Annotated in this window: 15 protein-coding genes; 12 read left to right on the plus strand and 3 right to left on the minus strand. The window is 36.1% G+C overall.

Annotated features, from left to right (window positions below; genetic code table 11):
* Nucleotides 1-282: 282 nt before the first annotated feature.
* Together ftsW and pyc are read left to right on the plus strand one after the other, a co-directional pair.
* On the plus strand, nucleotides 283-1443 hold the full coding sequence (gene ftsW / locus FG390_RS01115; protein ID WP_141189173.1) for a putative lipid II flippase FtsW: 1161 nt from the start codon (nucleotides 283-285) through the stop codon (nucleotides 1441-1443).
* The gene (gene pyc, locus FG390_RS01120; protein ID WP_141189174.1) at nucleotides 1424-4864 is read left to right on the plus strand and encodes a pyruvate carboxylase; all 3441 of its coding nucleotides are present in this window, start codon (nucleotides 1424-1426) and stop codon (nucleotides 4862-4864) included. Before ftsW ends, pyc begins: the two co-directional genes overlap by 20 nt.
* Before the next feature lie 141 nt (nucleotides 4865-5005).
* Here the strand turns inward: pyc and FG390_RS01125 are convergent, their stop codons facing one another.
* The gene (locus tag FG390_RS01125; RefSeq protein ID WP_141189175.1) at nucleotides 5006-5905 is read right to left on the minus strand and encodes a COX15/CtaA family protein; all 900 of its coding nucleotides are present in this window, start codon (nucleotides 5903-5905) and stop codon (nucleotides 5006-5008) included.
* A 483-nt stretch (nucleotides 5906-6388) separates the two neighbouring features.
* Here FG390_RS01125 and cyoE point away from each other — a divergent pair, with 483 nt between their 5' ends.
* The 9 genes from cyoE to coaD all read left to right on the plus strand — a co-directional run bounded on the left by cyoE (nucleotide 6389) and on the right by coaD (nucleotide 13088).
* Nucleotides 6389-7321: a heme o synthase gene (gene cyoE / locus FG390_RS01130; RefSeq protein ID WP_141189176.1), complete on the plus strand. Its 933-nt coding sequence runs from the start codon at nucleotides 6389-6391 to the stop codon at nucleotides 7319-7321.
* Nucleotides 7322-7750: 429 nt separating this feature from the next.
* Nucleotides 7751-8302, plus strand: a complete 552-nt coding sequence (locus FG390_RS01135; protein ID WP_141189177.1) for a CAP domain-containing protein — start codon at nucleotides 7751-7753, stop codon at nucleotides 8300-8302.
* A gap of 103 nt (nucleotides 8303-8405) precedes the next feature.
* On the plus strand, nucleotides 8406-9470 hold the full coding sequence (locus FG390_RS01140; RefSeq protein ID WP_246092617.1) for a CAP domain-containing protein: 1065 nt from the start codon (nucleotides 8406-8408) through the stop codon (nucleotides 9468-9470).
* A 174-nt stretch (nucleotides 9471-9644) separates the two neighbouring features.
* Entirely contained in the window at nucleotides 9645-10082 is a 438-nt protein-coding gene (gene ylbD / locus FG390_RS01145; protein ID WP_141189178.1) for a spore coat protein YlbD, read from the plus strand.
* A gap of 4 nt (nucleotides 10083-10086) precedes the next feature.
* Entirely contained in the window at nucleotides 10087-10359 is a 273-nt protein-coding gene (locus FG390_RS01150) for a YlbE-like family protein (protein WP_141189179.1), read from the plus strand.
* Between the two features lie 189 nt (nucleotides 10360-10548).
* Nucleotides 10549-10986 carry a YlbF/YmcA family competence regulator gene (locus FG390_RS01155; protein ID WP_141189537.1) on the plus strand — a complete coding sequence of 146 codons (438 nt, stop codon included), beginning with the start codon at nucleotides 10549-10551 and terminating at the stop codon, nucleotides 10984-10986.
* Nucleotides 10987-11132: 146 nt separating this feature from the next.
* Nucleotides 11133-11414, plus strand: coding sequence for a YlbG family protein (locus FG390_RS01160; protein ID WP_141189180.1), 282 nt, complete (start codon nucleotides 11133-11135; stop codon nucleotides 11412-11414).
* A gap of 608 nt (nucleotides 11415-12022) precedes the next feature.
* Nucleotides 12023-12604, plus strand: coding sequence for a 16S rRNA (guanine(966)-N(2))-methyltransferase RsmD (gene rsmD, locus FG390_RS01165; protein ID WP_141189181.1), 582 nt, complete (start codon nucleotides 12023-12025; stop codon nucleotides 12602-12604).
* On the plus strand, nucleotides 12597-13088 hold the full coding sequence (coaD, locus tag FG390_RS01170) for a pantetheine-phosphate adenylyltransferase (RefSeq protein ID WP_141189182.1): 492 nt from the start codon (nucleotides 12597-12599) through the stop codon (nucleotides 13086-13088). The genes rsmD and coaD overlap by 8 nt, the downstream gene beginning before the upstream one ends.
* Nucleotides 13089-13151: 63 nt before the next feature.
* Here the strand turns inward: coaD and spoVV are convergent, their stop codons facing one another.
* Nucleotides 13152-14363 carry a dipicolinic acid transporter SpoVV gene (gene spoVV / locus FG390_RS01175; protein WP_246092619.1) on the minus strand — a complete coding sequence of 404 codons (1212 nt, stop codon included), beginning with the start codon at nucleotides 14361-14363 and terminating at the stop codon, nucleotides 13152-13154.
* A gap of 484 nt (nucleotides 14364-14847) precedes the next feature.
* Between spoVV and FG390_RS01180 the strand changes: the two genes are divergently transcribed.
* On the plus strand, nucleotides 14848-15888 hold the full coding sequence (locus tag FG390_RS01180; protein WP_141189183.1) for a SepM family pheromone-processing serine protease: 1041 nt from the start codon (nucleotides 14848-14850) through the stop codon (nucleotides 15886-15888).
* Between the two features lie 82 nt (nucleotides 15889-15970).
* Here the strand turns inward: FG390_RS01180 and FG390_RS01185 are convergent, their stop codons facing one another.
* Nucleotides 15971-17188, minus strand: coding sequence for a nucleotidyltransferase (locus tag FG390_RS01185; RefSeq protein WP_141189184.1), 1218 nt, complete (start codon nucleotides 17186-17188; stop codon nucleotides 15971-15973).
* Nucleotides 17189-17397 lie beyond the last annotated feature (209 nt).

Consider the following 17397-nt stretch of genomic DNA (forward strand, 5'->3'; position numbering starts at 1 on the left):
TTGGGTTTTTTTGTATCAATGAAGGCTGACAATTGATCTATTTAAGGATATGGATTTGAAGTGACATACATAATCAAATATTTATCCAATGAACGGGAAAAGTTTCATTTGAGCCAATTGGGTAGACGAACGACTCACAAAGAATCTAAGAGTTTAAAGGTTTTAGGTGGGGGAACGGTCTGAAACAGCCTAATAGGTTGAACTATCAATTAGATGGGGATGAAGAACCCTACTGACTGAAATTTTATTTTATCTAATTAAATAGATGAATAGGTGATCACCATGTTAAAGAAATTATTTCGTCATTATGAGTATTCATTAATTGTAACAATCTGCATGTTGTTAGGCCTTGGCTTGATTATGGTTTACAGTGCAAGTATGGTTGTCTCAGTTTCAAGATATGAACGCACAAGTGCTTATTTTTTTCAAAGGCAATTGATATGGAGTTGTTTAGGAATATTTGCCGGTTTAGTGGGCATGATTATTCCATATAAAATTTATATGAAATTCGTTAAACCGATCACGCTTATCACCATATTTTTTCTAATCTTATTATTTGTGGTAGGTCATACTTCGAACAATGCTCAATCTTGGTTTGCGCTTGGTGGGTTTAATATTCAGCCTTCTGAAATGGCAAAACTGACCGTTATTGTTTACTTGGCTTCCGTCTTTGCCAAAAAACAAGCCTTTATATCTAATTTTAAAACGTCCGTATTACCGCCATTAATTCTTATTTGCGTCATTTTTATCCTTGTTGAAGCACAACCCGATTTGGGGACAGCCATGATTATTGCTGGAGTAGCTGGAACCATTATTATTTGTTCAGGAATTCGTGCTAAACATATTATTACGCTGCTTATTTTGTCATTAATCGCAGTCACTTTAATGTTTACGTTTATGATTTCAAATGTCCAATCTGATCGTTTTCAGGCTGCTTATGATCCATTTTCGATACAACAAGGTGCAGGAAAACAATTGGTGAATTCTTATATTGCTATTGCTTCAGGAGGATTTACGGGTAAGGGATTAGGTCAAAGTATTGAGAAAGCAGGTTTTCTACCTGAACCTCATACAGACTTCATTATTGCTATTATTGGAGAAGAATTGGGGTTCATCGGGGTCCTATTTGTCATTATCTGCCTAGCCTATCTCGTCTTAAAGGGCATTGTTATAGCTATTCGATGTAAAGATGTTTTTGGAAGTTTACTCGCAATTGGGGTGTCATCTTTAATTGCGATTCAAACATTTGTCAATTTAGGGGCGGCGACTGGACTGCTACCTATAACGGGTGTTACTTTACCTTTTATTAGTTATGGAGGTTCCTCCCTTGTAATGTTATTATTTACTATGGGAGTACTTATAAATATCTCAGCTTTTGTCAACATAAAACGATCACATCAAGCAAATCAGGGGGAGAAAGAGAATGCAATTGAGACCCATTAAGAAACTTTTGGTTGCGAACAGAGGTGAAATTGCGATTCGTGTATTTAGAGCCTGTAATGAATTACAGATTCGTACCGTCGCAATCTATTCGAAAGAAGATTCCGCTTCATACCATCGTTATAAAGCGGATGAAGCTTACCTTGTAGGAGAAGGAAAGAAACCGATTGATGCTTATTTAGACATTGAAGGCATTATAAAACTTGCTAAAGATCACGATGTTGATGCTATTCATCCTGGATATGGTTTTTTGTCAGAAAATGCCGAATTTGCTCGTCGTTGTGAAGAGGAAAACATTATCTTTGTTGGACCAAAACATCAGCATTTGATCACCTTTGGTGATAAATCAAAAGCTAGAATAGCAGCCATAGAAGCAGGTATTCCAGTCATACCAGGAAGTGAAGGAACGGTTTCTAGTGTTGAAGAAGTGCGTGCTTTCGCTAATGCACACCAATATCCAATCATCATTAAAGCAGTACTCGGTGGCGGTGGTCGTGGAATGCGGATCGTGCGCAACGAAAGTGGGCTTGAAGAAGCTTATAATAGAGCAAAATCTGAAGCGAAACAAACATTTGGTCAAGACGATGTCTATGTTGAAAAATATATCGAAAATCCTAGACACATTGAAGTTCAAATCTTAGCGGATCAAAATGGAGAAACCGTTCATTTATTCGAAAGGGATTGTTCAGTCCAACGTCGTCATCAAAAAGTCGTTGAAGTGGCTCCGAGCCGAGCTTTAGATGAGAATGTAAGACAAGCGATCTGTGACTCAGCTGTAAAATTAATGAAAAGTGTGAACTATTTAAATGCAGGAACGGTGGAATATCTTGTATCAAGTAACGGAGAGTTCTTCTTTATTGAGGTCAATCCACGTGTTCAAGTAGAACATACCATAACCGAAATGATTACTGGAGTTGACATCGTTCAATCGCAAATTTTAATTGCAAAAGGATATGGATTGCATGAAGATCCGATTCTTATACCAGAACAAAAAGACATCAGTTGGCATGGTTATGCTATACAATGTCGTGTAACAACAGAAGATCCAAGTAATAATTTCATGCCAGATACCGGGAAAATTATGGCCTACCGAAGTGGTGGAGGTTTTGGAGTAAGACTGGATGCGGGAAATGCGTTCCAAGGGTCTGTCATTACACCTCATTATGATTCACTCTTAGTTAAATTATCAACTCAAGGTCTAACTTTTGAAAAAGCAGCTTCAAAAATGCTGCGTAATCTTAAAGAATTTCGGATACGAGGCGTAAAAACAAACATCGCTTTCTTAGAAAATGTAGTTAAACATAAAGCATTTTTAGAAGGAAAAGTAACGACGTCATTTATTGATTCAACACCTGAATTATTTGTATTTAGAAAAAGTCTAAATCGTGGAACAAAAATAATAGATTATATTGCCCATACAACGATTAATGGTTACCCTGGTATTCAAAAAGCGAAGAAAGCTGTTTTTGAAACACCTAAGCTTCCGGTTTTAGATGATGAAGTCATACAGGCGGGTACTAAACAAATTCTGGAGACAGTTGGACCTGAAGGTGTCGTCGAATGGGTCAAAAAACAGAAGAAAGTTTTGTTAACTGATACGACATTCCGTGACGCACATCAGAGTTTATTGGCTACTCGTGTTAGGAGCCATGATTTACTCAAAGTAGCCGATCAAACGGCCCATATGCTTCCTCATCTTTTCTCAAGCGAAGTTTGGGGGGGAGCAACATTTGATACAGCAATTCGTTTCCTAAAGGAAGATCCTTGGGAGAGACTACGAAATTTACGCAAAAAAATGCCAAATGTACTATTCCAAATGTTGCTCAGAGGTTCAAATGCAGTAGGATATAAAAACTATCCTGATAATTTAATTAAAGCTTTTGTCAAACAGGCAGCTGAGAGCGGCGTAGATGTTTTCCGCGTGTTTGATAGTTTAAATTGGATAGAAGGCATGAAACTTGCCATTGAAGCCGTACGTGAAAATAATAAGATTGCAGAAGCAACTATTTGTTATACAGGTGATATTTTGGATCCTTCAAAAACCAAATATGACTTGCAATATTACAAAGAATTAGCTAAAAATTTAGAAGCCACTGGTGCACACATCCTTGGAATAAAAGACATGGCTGGTCTATTAAAACCAGAGTCTGCCTATGCACTTGTCTCAGCTTTGAAAGAAACGATTGATATTCCGATTCACCTTCATACACATGATACAAGTGGCAATGGTATTTTTACTTATGCGAAGGCTATTGAGGCTGGCGTTGACATTGTGGATGTTGCCGTCGAAGCGTTATCCGGTCTAACTTCACAACCTAGCGCAAATGCTCTTTATTATGCATTGCAATATAATGATAGACAACCAAATGTATCGATAGACGCATTGGAAGAGTTAAGTCATTACTGGGAAAGCGTTCGTAAATTCTATGCACCTTTTGAAAGTGGAATGAAATCAACTAATTCTGAAATTTATAAATACGAAATGCCGGGTGGGCAATATAGCAATTTAAGACAACAAGCGCAGTCAGTTGGACTTGGTGAAAAATTTGAACAAGTCAAAGACATGTATCGTCGTGTAAATGATATGTTTGGCAATATTGTTAAAGTAACACCTTCTTCTAAAGTCGTAGGTGATATGGCTCTTTATATGGTGCAAAATGATCTAGCAGAAGAAGATATTTACAATAAAGGAGAGACACTTGACTTTCCAGACTCTGTTATTTCGTTTTTTAAAGGTGATTTAGGACAACCGTATCAAGGATTTCCAAAGAAATTACAAGAAATTGTCTTAAAAGGAAAACCAGCATTAACCGATCGTCCAGGCAAACACTTAGAACCAGTTAATTTTGATAAAATTAAAGAGGATCTAGAAAAAGAATTTAATGAGTCGTTTTCTAATGAAGATGTCATATCTGCCGCTCTTTATCCAAAAGTGTTCAAAGATTATTTGAATTTCAAAGAGACGTATGGAGATCTTTCAATTCTTGACACACCAACCTTTTTCTATGGGTTAAATATTGGTGAAGAAGTCGAAATCACCATTGGCAAAGGTAAAACGATCGTAGTGAAACTCGTATCAGTCAGTCAACCTCAGCCTGATGGAACTCGGATTGTCTATTTTGAGTTAAACGGCCAACCACGTGAAGTGATTACGAAAGACTTAAGTATTGAAACTTCCGTTGTATCGCATCCGAAAGCGGATAAAAATAATCCAAAACAATTAGGAGCTTCGATGCCTGGAACGGTATTAAAAATACTAGTTGAAGAAGGGCAAAAAGTGAAAAAAGGCGATCATCTTCTTATTGCTGAAGCGATGAAAATGGAAACAACGGTTCAAGCACCAATAGATGGCGTCATTCAACGAATTAGTGTTAAAGAAGCGGATGTTATTCAGCCTGGAGATTTACTAATCGAATTAAGTTAATAAATCGAATAAAGTTAATCAAACAAACCAAAACCTTCATCATGATTGATGAAGGTTTTGGTTTTTGATTCTAAATAAAATTATAAATGCAGTTGCAAGACAAACGACACTCCAATAGCCGTACATTGGAGCATCGTTTTGTTAAGGTGTATATTTTCGCAAGGTTATCATTGTAAGTCCAACGAGTATTCCAAAGAAGCATGTGACAAAAAATGCATGCAGTAATAAAAATACGAGCATCATGTTGGTTTGTATGATGAAAATACCAGAGAGAGCTTGTAAAAATACAAAAACAATAGCAATAACAAGGCCAATAGATAATAAAGGAATGTCTTTATATTTTTTAAGTACATAGATAAGAGTCCCTATTAACCAGATAACAAGAATCAGAGCGAGAACGCGATGCAAGTATTGAATGCCCGCCCTGGATGCGATGGGTGGTATCCATTCACCGTTACATCTCGGAAAATCTGTACAGCCCAAACTTGAATCGGTGTGTCTTACAAAGGCCCCAGAATAGACTAAAATATAGGTATATATGCCAAGGAGAACAAAGTTCCATTTAATCCCTTTTGATAGATCAAAAGATATCCGTCCAGTTTTCCAATAGGTTTTCTCAAAGACAACGATCGTAATCAGTAAAACACTTGCAAAGGAAAGTAGCGAAATACCGAAATGAAGGGCTAATACATAGGATGATTGACTCCAAATAACGGCCGCCGCCCCAAGCAATGCTTGCAGTACAAGAAAAAAGACGGACGAAACAGCTAAAATGCGTGTTTCTTTTGATCGCCATTTAAACCAAACCCAAATAGCTTGAATAACAACAGCAATTCCAGTTATCCCTGTAACATATCGGTGACTCACCTCGATTATCGTATGTTTTTGGGCCTGGGTTGGGATCACTTCACCATTACAAAGCGGCCAAGAGGAACCACAACCTGCCTGAGATCCTGTATTCGTCACTAGTGCCCCCATTATTACTACGATTAAAATCATGATAGTGGCAAATACGCTTATATAACGCCAAATACGATTCATATGTAACGTCCTTTCTTTAAATAGTTATATCGTTTTGGTACTCGATTGTGACTAGTTGGTGTACATCTAATCTTATAGATGAAAGCTCATAAAATCATTGTATCGTTATAAGATTTCTTCTAATGAACAACGAAAATAGAAGAAATTCAATTTAATTAACGTGAAACATTATACAAATTTATAAGCATTCGTTATAATATATTAGTACGCCATGTATAGTAATCTTTTAATCATAACATATTAATAATAAAGAAAGTCGATAGAATATGCAAAGTGAAAGGCATATTTTTATCAACTTTGTGAACAAAATAAAAACATAAATGTGGCTCTATAAAACTTGACAGCCGTTTTTGGGTAAAGGTGAGATAAGAAAAGTTCATTCATCTAAAAAAGAAAAAGTATGATAGAAAAATCTTGATGAGAATACTCATAGTTTATAAGAATAGATCTAACGGGAGATAAAATGAAAAAGGCGGTATGAAAATGGTAAAAGCAATTTCCTCCATTCAAGACAGTGAAAAATTGATTCAAGAGGAAGGAAAAGCGACGCTTAGGGATTTTATAACAACATTTAAAATGGGCATCGTCAATTCGAATCTTATCACAACCTTCGCGGGATTATGGCTAGGACTTCAATACACGAATGAAGGTTTCTTTGATCGATTGGATTCGATTATTTTTGTTTTACTTGGAACAGCCTTTATTATAGCAGGCGGCTGTGCATTAAATAATTATATAGACCGAGATATTGATTTGTTAATGGAAAGGACGAAAGAAAGACCATCCGCAACCGGACAGATACCTGGCAAACAAGTATTATGGGTTGGGCTAATATTATCACTCATCGGTGTTATATGGTTGGCTTTATCTTCTTACACGGCTGCTTTTTTTGGACTGATTGGCTTATTTGTTTATGTTGTCATTTATACTTGGTGGTTAAAAAGAACTCATTCGATGAACACCATCGTAGGTTCAATATCAGGAGCAATGCCGCCACTGATAGGTTGGGCAGCTATTGATCCTTCTTTAGGATCGATGACGCCGTGGCTAATGTTTCTTATTATGTTTTTATGGCAACCACCCCATTTTTTAGCACTTGCTATGAAACGTACTGAAGAATATCGGATAGCGGGTATTCCTATGTTACCCGTTGTTGCAGGTTTCGAAATGACAAAGCGACAAATCATTATCTATGTTTCTGTTTTACTTCCTGTTTCACTTGTATTGTATCCACTTGGCGTCCTTTATACTGTTTGTGCCGTTATTTTAGGTGTGGGTTGGTTAGTTTTAGGCATTACAGGATTATATAAAAAGGATGAGAAAATGACGTTAAAATGGGCAAAAGCGATGTTTATTTTTTCCCTTAATTATATGGTTGTTCTTTTTATTGCTATGATCGTCTCAGTACTCATATAAAGATAAGCACTTTATGAAAAAGTCATCGAATGGGATGGCTTTTTTACACTTTTAAGTGCGTGTTCAAAAAGGAAGCAAATTAGAAGCAAGAAGATCAAGGCGGCACTGTTTTGAGGACCGGAATGTAGGTTTTTACTACATGAGGACTGGAAAAACAAGCGGGCGCCGAGATTCGTACCTTATCATTTGGTGACTTTTTGAACAACCTCTTTAAGAAGAATATAAATTCAAGGTATAAAGTGTAAGTCCGTGCTTAGGCCTCTGTCTGCGCCTTATGGCCTTGCAATCGGCAAGTTTTCTTTATATATGTATCGATTAAAGAAATAAATTAAATAATAAGTGGTTCTATTAAGTCATCCAGGCTAAATCATGATAAAAATGGTTAAACTGATAGCTAGACTTTGGCACGAAGGAGGCCTAGCATATCTAATGAACGTGAAGTCTTTCGTTTATCATTTTAGTCTAATAAGTTTAGCCTTGATGCTCCTAATAACCAGTTACTTTATGACTGGTCACACTTTAAATAAAAGTCAGTTGTCAGTGGCAGCAATTGGTGAGTCAAAAAATGAGAAGCAATTACAATCAATGGAAGTTAGTCATCTTTCTCCTTTAAAACCTGAGGAGAAAGAGATGTTTCTAAAAATAAATAAGGCCAGAAAATTGAAGCACATGCCATTACTTCAAATGGATTTCGACCTAGCTAGATTAGCCAGATTAAGAGCTGAACAAATTAAGCTGGGTAAAACCATACAACCTATTCAATCAGAGTGGATTATCACACACACCCCTCATAAACGTGTATTTGAATTGACAAAAAAGGAAAGTTTGTCCGAAACAACTAATAGACTATATCATAGTTGGATTTTAAAAAAAGATGGTTATTTCTTAAAACATAATATAAAAGGAACTGTAGGGATTGGTTATGCGGCAGACAGAAACACAAATCAAACCACCTGGGTCATCGTCATGATAGAAAAATAGTTAAGTGTGATATGTCAGACATAACCTGAATTTTCATTTATATCTCAAGGGAAATTCATTTTATATAGAGATAAACGTTGGTATAATGAATGATGAAAGGGGAGTGTGTCTTCTGCGTAAAACAAGCTTTATGATATTTTTTATTGCGATTATTGTCTTTGTACTGACATTTGCTTTTACATTGATAGGGCCACCAACGAATCAAAAAGTAGATAATAATCATTCCTTAAACATTACAACACCAACTCAATCAACATTTAAGGTTCCTAATAATGGGATATTTTCATATATGGGAAAGTCAAAAACAGAGATAATAGAGAAATTTGGAGAACCAGAACGTATAGATCCGACAAATGAAGGGTATCAATGGTATATATATGGACGAGGATCTGAGAAATATATTCAAATTGGAATCGATAATAAATCGGAACACGTGTCGTCGATTTATGCATTAGGAAAACAGTTAAAAACAGACCCTTTTATTATAGAAAAGAAATCGAGAGATATTTATAAAAAGGTTCCATTATCTGATACAGTTTCGCTTAACTATAAAGGTACTAAAATTGATTTTGAATTTAATGAAGATGATCTTATGGTTCGACCGTTAATTAAATTTGGGAAATACTGGGCTCAATTAAATTTTGATCATATGACAGATCGTTTAGTTGGCGTACGATATATGAATGATGAAGTTTTAGTTCGACAAAGACCTTATTCACTAACTTACATTGGTGGTAGTTTACCAGATCCGTTGAAATTGTCAGACGATGAATGGGATGCAGTAAACCAATCGGAAGCGATAGAGATATTTGATATCTCGAACATTTTGCGAACAAGATATAACGTTAAACCACTAGATTGGAATAAATCGGCTTCAGATGCAGCATATAAACATAGCCAAGAAATGAAAGAAAGAAACTATTTCTCGCATGATTCAAAATGGTCTGGTGATTTGTCAAAAAGGTTACAAAAAGAGAAAGTTCAATTTCAACTAGCTGGAGAGAATATTGCCGCAAAATACCCAGACGGGGTAGCAGTTGTTATTGGATGGTTAAACAGTGAAGATCATCGAAAAAATTTACTGAATGATGAATTTACTGAGCTAGGAGTTGGTGTATATAAAGATAACTATACACAGGACTTTGTGACTCCATTTTCTACAAAATAATAGTTAATGATAAGGGCTCCGTTAAATAGGGGTCTTTTTAATTTTGTTGACAAATGTCGAAAGGGTTGGATAAAAACTAAATAAATATAAATATTTTAAATTAGGGGAACCATTTTGAATGTCAATATTATGATAATAATAGAAGTCAATAATGGTAAGGAAGGGGTGTAACGGATGAGTGAGCAACGAACCAATGATGCGATTCATGCTTTTAAAACATTTTTACGAAAACATCCCGAGATGGTAAAAAAAATAAAAGAACAAGGGAAATCCTGGAATGACATTTTTGATGAATGGGTTCTTTTTGGTGAAGACTCAGAAATTTGGGATGAATATGGTATAAAAAGGAAAGAAGTCAAAAAAGATACAGGTACACATAAGAATTTTTCTTTTGATAAAGTTATTTCATTTATTAATCATATAGACACTAAAAATTGGGAAAACAGGCTTGAAACATTAAATGGGGCTTTAACAAGTATTCAAGGGATCATTGGTCAATTTCAGCCTCAACAAAAAAATAACAATCAACAGAATGGGACTAGCGCAAATGAAAATCGTCAAACAATGACAGAAATCAGACCTCAGAATCCATTCCATTTTAGAAGGGATTAAGAAGATGAGAAGAGAGATTCAATATTATCTGACTTCAGCTCCAGAAATAAAACGATATATTAGAATGAATCCTGAATGGTATATAAAGCTTAGTCGGTATCCAAATGAATATCCTAGATTAGTTAAAGAAGCAAATGAGTATTATGGCCGAACCTTCTCAAAAAGAATGGATAAATTTAATGAGCGAGTAAGTTTTCTTTCTATGCTCATGGATATGGCCATGTCCATGCAGGATAATAATCAAGAATCGGATATGTCAGCAAATGAGGATAAATAATATACAGATCTTACAACCACATAAGCCTCTAAATAATCAAATTGGGATGAGTAGATGGGAAGTAGGTAGACAAATGGACTGTGAGCCTCTAAGGGATCTAAAGGCACTTTCGTAAGATTCGATCATTGTCAAAGGGTAAGAGGATAGTGTATGATGATCTATGAAAGACTGATGAATGGAGGTGGAGTTATGTTTGCTTCAATGGAAACAATATCCGTCTTAGATGATACTGAACAATTGGCAAACATGTTAAATCACTCTGATGTTTTCCATGACTACCTAACTTGTAAAGAACGCATGGCAAAAGATGCTCAATCTCAAGCCCTAATTCATAATTTTTTAAAAACAAAAGAGAAATATGACGAGGTGCAGCGCTTTGGTCGTTACCACCCAGATTATAAATCCGTCATACAGGAAATGATGGAAGTCAAACGAAACTTAGACTTAAATGAGACAGTGGCTGCTTATAAGGAAGCTGAAGAAAGAGTACAAGATTTACTCAATTCAATAAGTGTACAAATAGCACGAGCTGTATCCGAATCAATTATGGTACCAACTGGTGACCCATTTTTTGATAAACAGTGTGCTGGAGGTTGTAGTACAGGAGGAGCATGCGGTTGTCATTAATATTGGGGTCTTTCGGGTGTGTTCTGATGGGCACCCCCTTTTTTTGTAAAGAAAACAGAATGTGTTAATCTAAAGGGCAAATCTTCAAATAGGATAGAATGAAAAGTATTTTACTTGGAATCACCTTTTAATTGAGGAGAAAAAGAATGAAAACTAAAAGAATTGGACTAGTAGTATGGATCACTCATTTGAAATATATACGATATTTAAGACGATATGGACACGTCCATTATATATCGGATCGCATGCGTTATGTGATGCTCTATTGCGATGCTGCCAATGAAGAAGAAATTAGACAAGAATTAAAAAAAGCCAAATATGTGAAACGTATAGATAAATCACACCTGCAAGAGCTTAAAACAAGTTATGAAAAAAAGAAGAACACTGGAAAAAGCACTGGGAAAGAAGCAGCCTACCTTCCTCTGTAACATATAAAGAAAACTTGCCTACCCGCCAGCCTAAAAGGCGCTAGAACAGAGGCCTAGAATGTGTCACTACGGCTTCGCCTTCGCGACAACTCGATGCTTAATCGAGGAAGATTAGGCTTGTTGCGCTTACACTTTATACCTTGAATTTTTTTACTTTCTTGAAGTATAAAAAAAACCTGCAGGATATCCTGCAGGTTGTCTAAATTCATACATAGGTTGTATGTCAGACAAATGGGAGAGGAGAAACCAGCGGAACACTTATGGGGAAACGTAAGCCTCCGCGGTTGGAACAACATCTTAAATTATGATGTTGTCTTGAAATAGTATTAACATGATTTAATGGAACTATACGTTTTTAGAATATAAAAGACAAAGTTTAAAAGGCATATTAATGACGACATAACATAAAGTGAAACTTCAATCAGTGGGGTTTTCTTCATCCCCCACTGATTGCTAGACTAAACCAATCGGGCTTTTATGGGCAGTTATCCCCCACCTAGGAATACTCGTTTACACTCATTACCTTGAGGTGGAGGCTATACTAGCCGTTAATGCGGGATAAAATAAAGGACATATTGAATGATTTTACAATAATAAGGATGATGAAAGTGAGAGTTATCTCAGGTGAAGCAAGAGGCAGATCACTAAAAGCTGTAAAAGGGAATCGAACGAGACCAACAACCGATAAGGTCAAGGAATCGATTTTTAATATTATTGGTCCATATTTTGATGGGGGAATGGTCCTTGATTTGTATAGCGGCAGTGGTGGGTTAGGTATTGAGGCACTAAGTAGAGGAATGGAATTCGCTGTTTTTATCGATCGGTCAAAACAGGCTTTTGATGTTATACAAGAAAATGTCCGTCTCTGTCGTTATGAGCCTAAATCTGAAATATATCGAAACGATGTTTCTAGAGCCATCTTTTTGCTTGCAAAACGTGAAATGCAATTTAATCTTATTTTTATGGATCCACCGTATGCCGATCAACAAATAAAAAAGGACATTCAAGCCTTAATAAAAGGGCAATTATTTAAGGATGATTCACTTATTGTTATTGAACATGATACATCGATATCCTTGCCTGATTCATTTGAAGGGCATTTAAATCTTTGGAAAAGAAATGACTATCACGGAAAGACGGCCGTCTCAATCTATGTTTTTGAGTCAGGGAAGGAGAAACTAAGTGAGTAGAATAGCGGTTTATCCAGGGAGTTTTGACCCTGTTACTTATGGACATTTAGATATTATTCAACGAGGGGCTACGGTGTTTGATCATATTGTCGTTGCTGTTCTAAATAATTCTAGAAAAACCCCATTGTTTACATTTGAAGAACGGGTGGCGTTATTAAAAGAAACGACAAAACATATACCAAATGTTAGTGTGGATTCATTTAATGGCTTATTGGTCGATTATGTTAAAGAAAAAAACTTAAGAATTATTTTACGTGGATTACGAGCCATTTCTGATTTCGAGTATGAGCTGCAAATTTCGGCTATAAATAAACATTTAGATCCAAATATCGAAACTTTTTTTATGATGACAAATAACAAATATTCGTTCATTAGTTCAAGTATGATTAAGGAAACAGCAAAATATCATGGCAATGTTAAGGAACTTGTTCCGGAGTCTGTTGAAAGGGCCTTATTAGAGAAATATAATTCCCCGCATGAATAGATGTACTGCACCCCAAATGTTAGAGTGAAAATCTAACTTTTTGGGGTCGCTTCAAGAGCTGGATTATTTATTAAGATGGATCTTTGTCCGTAAGAAAATAAAAATGATTAAAGTGATTAATGTAAACAGTGATCCGGCTTGTATAATATGGTCCGAGATCTGAATTAAAGTGCTTTGAGTTGCACCTGAAACATCTAATGTGGGAATGAATGATGACTTGCTTTCTTTAACTTTAAAGAAGTGAAAGAGTATAAAAGCAAAGATGCCACTAGAGAGAGCGTGAATAAGACGTCCAATCAAAAAAGGTTTAGCGCTCAAATTAGCTTCTGATAAAATACTCATCACTTGGGCTTGAATTGAAAGTCCACAAAATCCAAGTATCATACTCACTAATATCACTTTTTGAATAAGTGGACCAGACACTTCACTAATTTGTTGGGCTCCAATGGTTATTTCGAATATACCTGGTATGATCGATTTACTAAATTCAGGTGAAAAATGAATCAAATGAAGTCCACTATGTAAAATCAGTTGAATAGCACGATCCCAACGAATTTGCATAAGCATCTGATTAAGTACCGAAAATAGAATAATAAAACCGCCAATCATTAATAATGTTGTCACTGAATTATGAACTGCGTCACCGAGTAATTTGCCAAAAGGTTTTTGCTTGCGAAGGCGCTCTTCATGCATCGTTTGAAAGGCTTTGAATAAAATAAATATCTTTTTTTCTGAATGCCTCGTATTTGTAGTCGTTTCATTCGATTTATAAAATCGCATGATTAGTCCAACGGTCAAATTTCCAAGATAATGAGAAAGGGCAAAGATGATACCTAGAGATGCTTGATGAAAGAAACCAATGGCTATCACACCAAAAATGAAAAGTGGATTTGAAAAGTTAGTAAAACTCGCTAGTCTCTCAGCTTCAGTTTTGGTTAATTTTTTTTCTTCGTAAAGTCGGGTGCTAATTTTGGCTCCAGCAGGAAAGCCGGATACAATCCCCATAACAAAAACAAACCCACCTACCCCAGGAATTCGGAATAAAGGTCTCATGATGGGCTCAAAGAGAACACCCATAAAGGATACGATACCAAAGGCTATCATTAATTCACTAAGGATAAAGAAAGGCATAAGTGAAGGAAAGACGACATCCCACCACAATTTAAGTCCACGAATAGAAGCATCGACTGAAACTTGTGGATGCGTGATCATTGTTCCTGCAAGACCAAATGCGCAAATAGCAAGTATATATGTTTTGAACGATGATTTCTTCAATTGCTAGAATGACTCCCTTCTATGTAGACTAAAAGTGCGTGTTCAAAAAGGTGACAAATGAAAAGGGTTACTGGCTAAGGACGCTGATATCCTGCAAGAACGAGAGTAACTAGCCCGACCTGGGCGTCGGAAGGCTAAGAGCGGCGGCAGTACCCGAGGACCGGCATTCCACATGATGTGGTAGCTTCAGGCGCCAGCCACAGGACGTGAGCGTTTTTAGCCAAAGATCCTCTTGTATCCACTACATGAGGACCGGAAAAACGAGCGGGCGCCGAGTTTCGCAGCTTATCATTTGGTGACTTTTTGAACAACCTCTAAAAGACGAACTTTGAAAATCTTGTCCATACAATATGGTATGCTAGGGTATATGAATTAGACCTGATTTGAATGTTGCAAAATCAAGTGTCAAAAAAATAAGACATAACATAGATGGATGCAAAGTAGGTATATACTTATCTTGTGAATGTTTGATTGGAGGAAGCAGATGAGATTAAGAAAACGAAATCGCATGTACTTAGGGCTTATTGTTGTTGTGATCATAGCTCTATTTTTGAATTTTTATAAAACACCTTATTTTATTCAATCCCCAGGCTCAGCTCAATCGATTAAATCCTTGGCTGTCGTTGAGGATGGTCAAAAGGTTCATGGGGATTTCATGTTAGTCTACATTCTTGTTGGGCAGGCCAATGTATACCAGTACTTGTGGGCTAAATATGATCATAATAAATACACAACATTGGTCAAACAAAACCAAGTCATGATGCCAGATGAAACAGATGAAGAATATAATCTAAGGGCAAAAAATGATATGATGGGAGCTCAAAAAGCGGCTACCTATATTGCCTACAAAAAAGCTAATCTAGATCCAAAAGTGACTTTTCAAGGTGTACAAATTATTGATGTTATATCATCCATGCCAGCCTCGAAAGTCCTACAACCAGGCGACGTTATAGTTGGTATGGAAGGTAAAAATATGCGAAATATTTCAGATGTTCAGCCCTTACTGAAAAATAAGCGTCCTGGTGAATCGATTCATATTAATTTAATTCGAAATGGAAAACAACGAAACGTTACAGCTAAAATAGGGACTTTTCCTAAAACAAAATTTTATACAAATGGAAAAACACGCTATGGATTAGGTATTACACAGAGTAACAAACTATCTATTCATGTTAAACCTAAAATCAAATTCAATATTAAAAATATAGGCGGCCCATCAGCAGGTCTTATGATGACGCTAAATATCTATGATCAATTAACTAAACGGGATTTGGCCAAGGGCTATAAAATTGCTGGTACTGGAACCATGGAAATGGATGGATCTGTAGGTCCAATTGGCGGTATTGAAGAAAAAATTGTTGGAGCAGATAAATCAGGAGCGGATATATTTTTAGCACCAACGGCAGAAAACGAATATAAGGATGCCGAGAGAACAGCGAAAGAAATAGGGTCAAAAATGAAGGTTATTCCGGTAGGAACGTTTGATGAAGCCATTCAATATTTATCAAAATTAAAAGCAAAATAAACGAAGTCGCATACTTCATCAAGTATGCGACGGTTTAGATGTTGGCTCATTCTAAACAGGTTGTGGCTAGTAGGAACGCACTTTAAAGAAAACGCTGATTTTCTTGGTCGTAACGAAGGGGCTTTGATTTTTTTTCTGAGTAAGATGTTTTCATGTCATAAACATCCGCAGATCGGATATCTATTCTAAGTAAGTCTTCAAACGATTTTTTTACATTGGAAATTAAAGGAACTGAGAATGAACCCTTTTTACATCGTAGATAACGTTGCCCCCGTAATGACATTCCCAGTAATCGAAGATACGGGGTTTGTGGTGTTTCTAAAAAGGACTTCATTTTTTGTTTTGATACATTTAACAATATATGGCAACAATATCTTTGTAATCTTGTCCAAGTGTACCGTTTTGACTTCATTAAACTAATAAATGAGAAAAAGTCATTGGTTTCCTTAATGGCTTTCATAGCACGAAATTCAAGGCCTTCTTCTGATTCATAGATGGAGGCTAATTCTTCAATGGATGATGACATTAACCGATATTTCAATAATGGAAAAAAATCATTCCAGCCCAAAATTTGATTCTGGTTAACGGCTCTCATTAATATTTTAAAAGATTCATTTGGCATCTTGTCCCTAATCGGTATAAAATCATTTCCATGCATTAATGCATTACGAATGCCAGTTCCACTAGCAAATTCAGTATGGGTATGGGGCGATTGATCATGGTGTTGTGCGCCTTTTCTTAATATCGTATGGGCTTTGATAGAACTATGAAGTTCCTGTATGACTTTGACATAGTGAAGTCCAAGAATATTATTGGGTTCTGATAAGTCAAGAAGCTTCATCTCATTTGTATGAGTTGACGTGTAAGCCAGTGAATATGCTTTCGGATAACTATATCCCTGTTGTAATTTTTCTTGAACTAGAAGATCAAGGTTATTTTTTTCATTGCGTAAATGTCGTGCGGTATGATAAAAAGAAGCTATGTCACCTGATTCGCTTCCAAAATAAAGATCGGTTACTCCGCATTCTGAGAGAATAGAGATGGCCCCTCGTGCAAAAAGATTCGCATGTCCTACAGCATAGTGATAAGGTAATTCTAGGACAACATCGATTCCGGCGGTTAAAGCCATTTCGGTTCGCAGCCATTTAGATACGATGGATGGTTCACCGCGTTGAAGGAAATTCCCACTCATGACCGCAATTATGATGTCTGGTTTTTCTATTTCTTGAATCCTCTGAATAAGGTATTGATGACCATTATGCATCGGATTGAACTCAACAATGATACCGGCTATTTTCATTTGAATATATCACCTTCTTTTTCTACACACTAAGTTTATTATGATTTGAATGCTTGTCTAATCTTGTCTATCACCTGCAAATACAATAAAAGGTTAAACTAAGTGACATAGATTAATTTTATCACCTTGGATTAGTATTTAAGCATATTAATGTAATACATCAATATGATGCGTTATATTGACATTTAGTAGTACAAAGTCTATAATAA

This window comes from Terrilactibacillus laevilacticus (assembly GCF_006517395.1).
Taxonomy (GTDB): domain Bacteria; phylum Bacillota; class Bacilli; order Bacillales; family Sporolactobacillaceae; genus Terrilactibacillus; species Terrilactibacillus laevilacticus.

Excerpts from the sequence above, each read along its gene's own strand:
- ylbD (WP_141189178.1), top strand. The coding sequence starts at position 9,645 with ATGAGTGAGCAACGAACCAATGATGCGATTCATGCTTTTAAAACATTT.
- ftsW (WP_141189173.1), top strand. The coding sequence starts at position 283 with ATGTTAAAGAAATTATTTCGTCATTATGAGTATTCATTAATTGTAACA.
- FG390_RS01160 (WP_141189180.1), top strand. The coding sequence starts at position 11,133 with ATGAAAACTAAAAGAATTGGACTAGTAGTATGGATCACTCATTTGAAA.
- FG390_RS01150 (WP_141189179.1), top strand. The coding sequence starts at position 10,087 with ATGAGAAGAGAGATTCAATATTATCTGACTTCAGCTCCAGAAATAAAA.
- FG390_RS01155 (WP_141189537.1), top strand. The coding sequence starts at position 10,549 with ATGTTTGCTTCAATGGAAACAATATCCGTCTTAGATGATACTGAACAA.
- cyoE (WP_141189176.1), top strand. The coding sequence starts at position 6,389 with ATGGTAAAAGCAATTTCCTCCATTCAAGACAGTGAAAAATTGATTCAA.
- pyc (WP_141189174.1), top strand. The coding sequence starts at position 1,424 with ATGCAATTGAGACCCATTAAGAAACTTTTGGTTGCGAACAGAGGTGAA.
- FG390_RS01180 (WP_141189183.1), top strand. The coding sequence starts at position 14,848 with ATGAGATTAAGAAAACGAAATCGCATGTACTTAGGGCTTATTGTTGTT.
- FG390_RS01135 (WP_141189177.1), top strand. The coding sequence starts at position 7,751 with ATGAACGTGAAGTCTTTCGTTTATCATTTTAGTCTAATAAGTTTAGCC.
- FG390_RS01125 (WP_141189175.1), bottom strand. The coding sequence starts at position 5,905 with ATGAATCGTATTTGGCGTTATATAAGCGTATTTGCCACTATCATGATT.
- FG390_RS01185 (WP_141189184.1), bottom strand. The coding sequence starts at position 17,188 with ATGAAAATAGCCGGTATCATTGTTGAGTTCAATCCGATGCATAATGGT.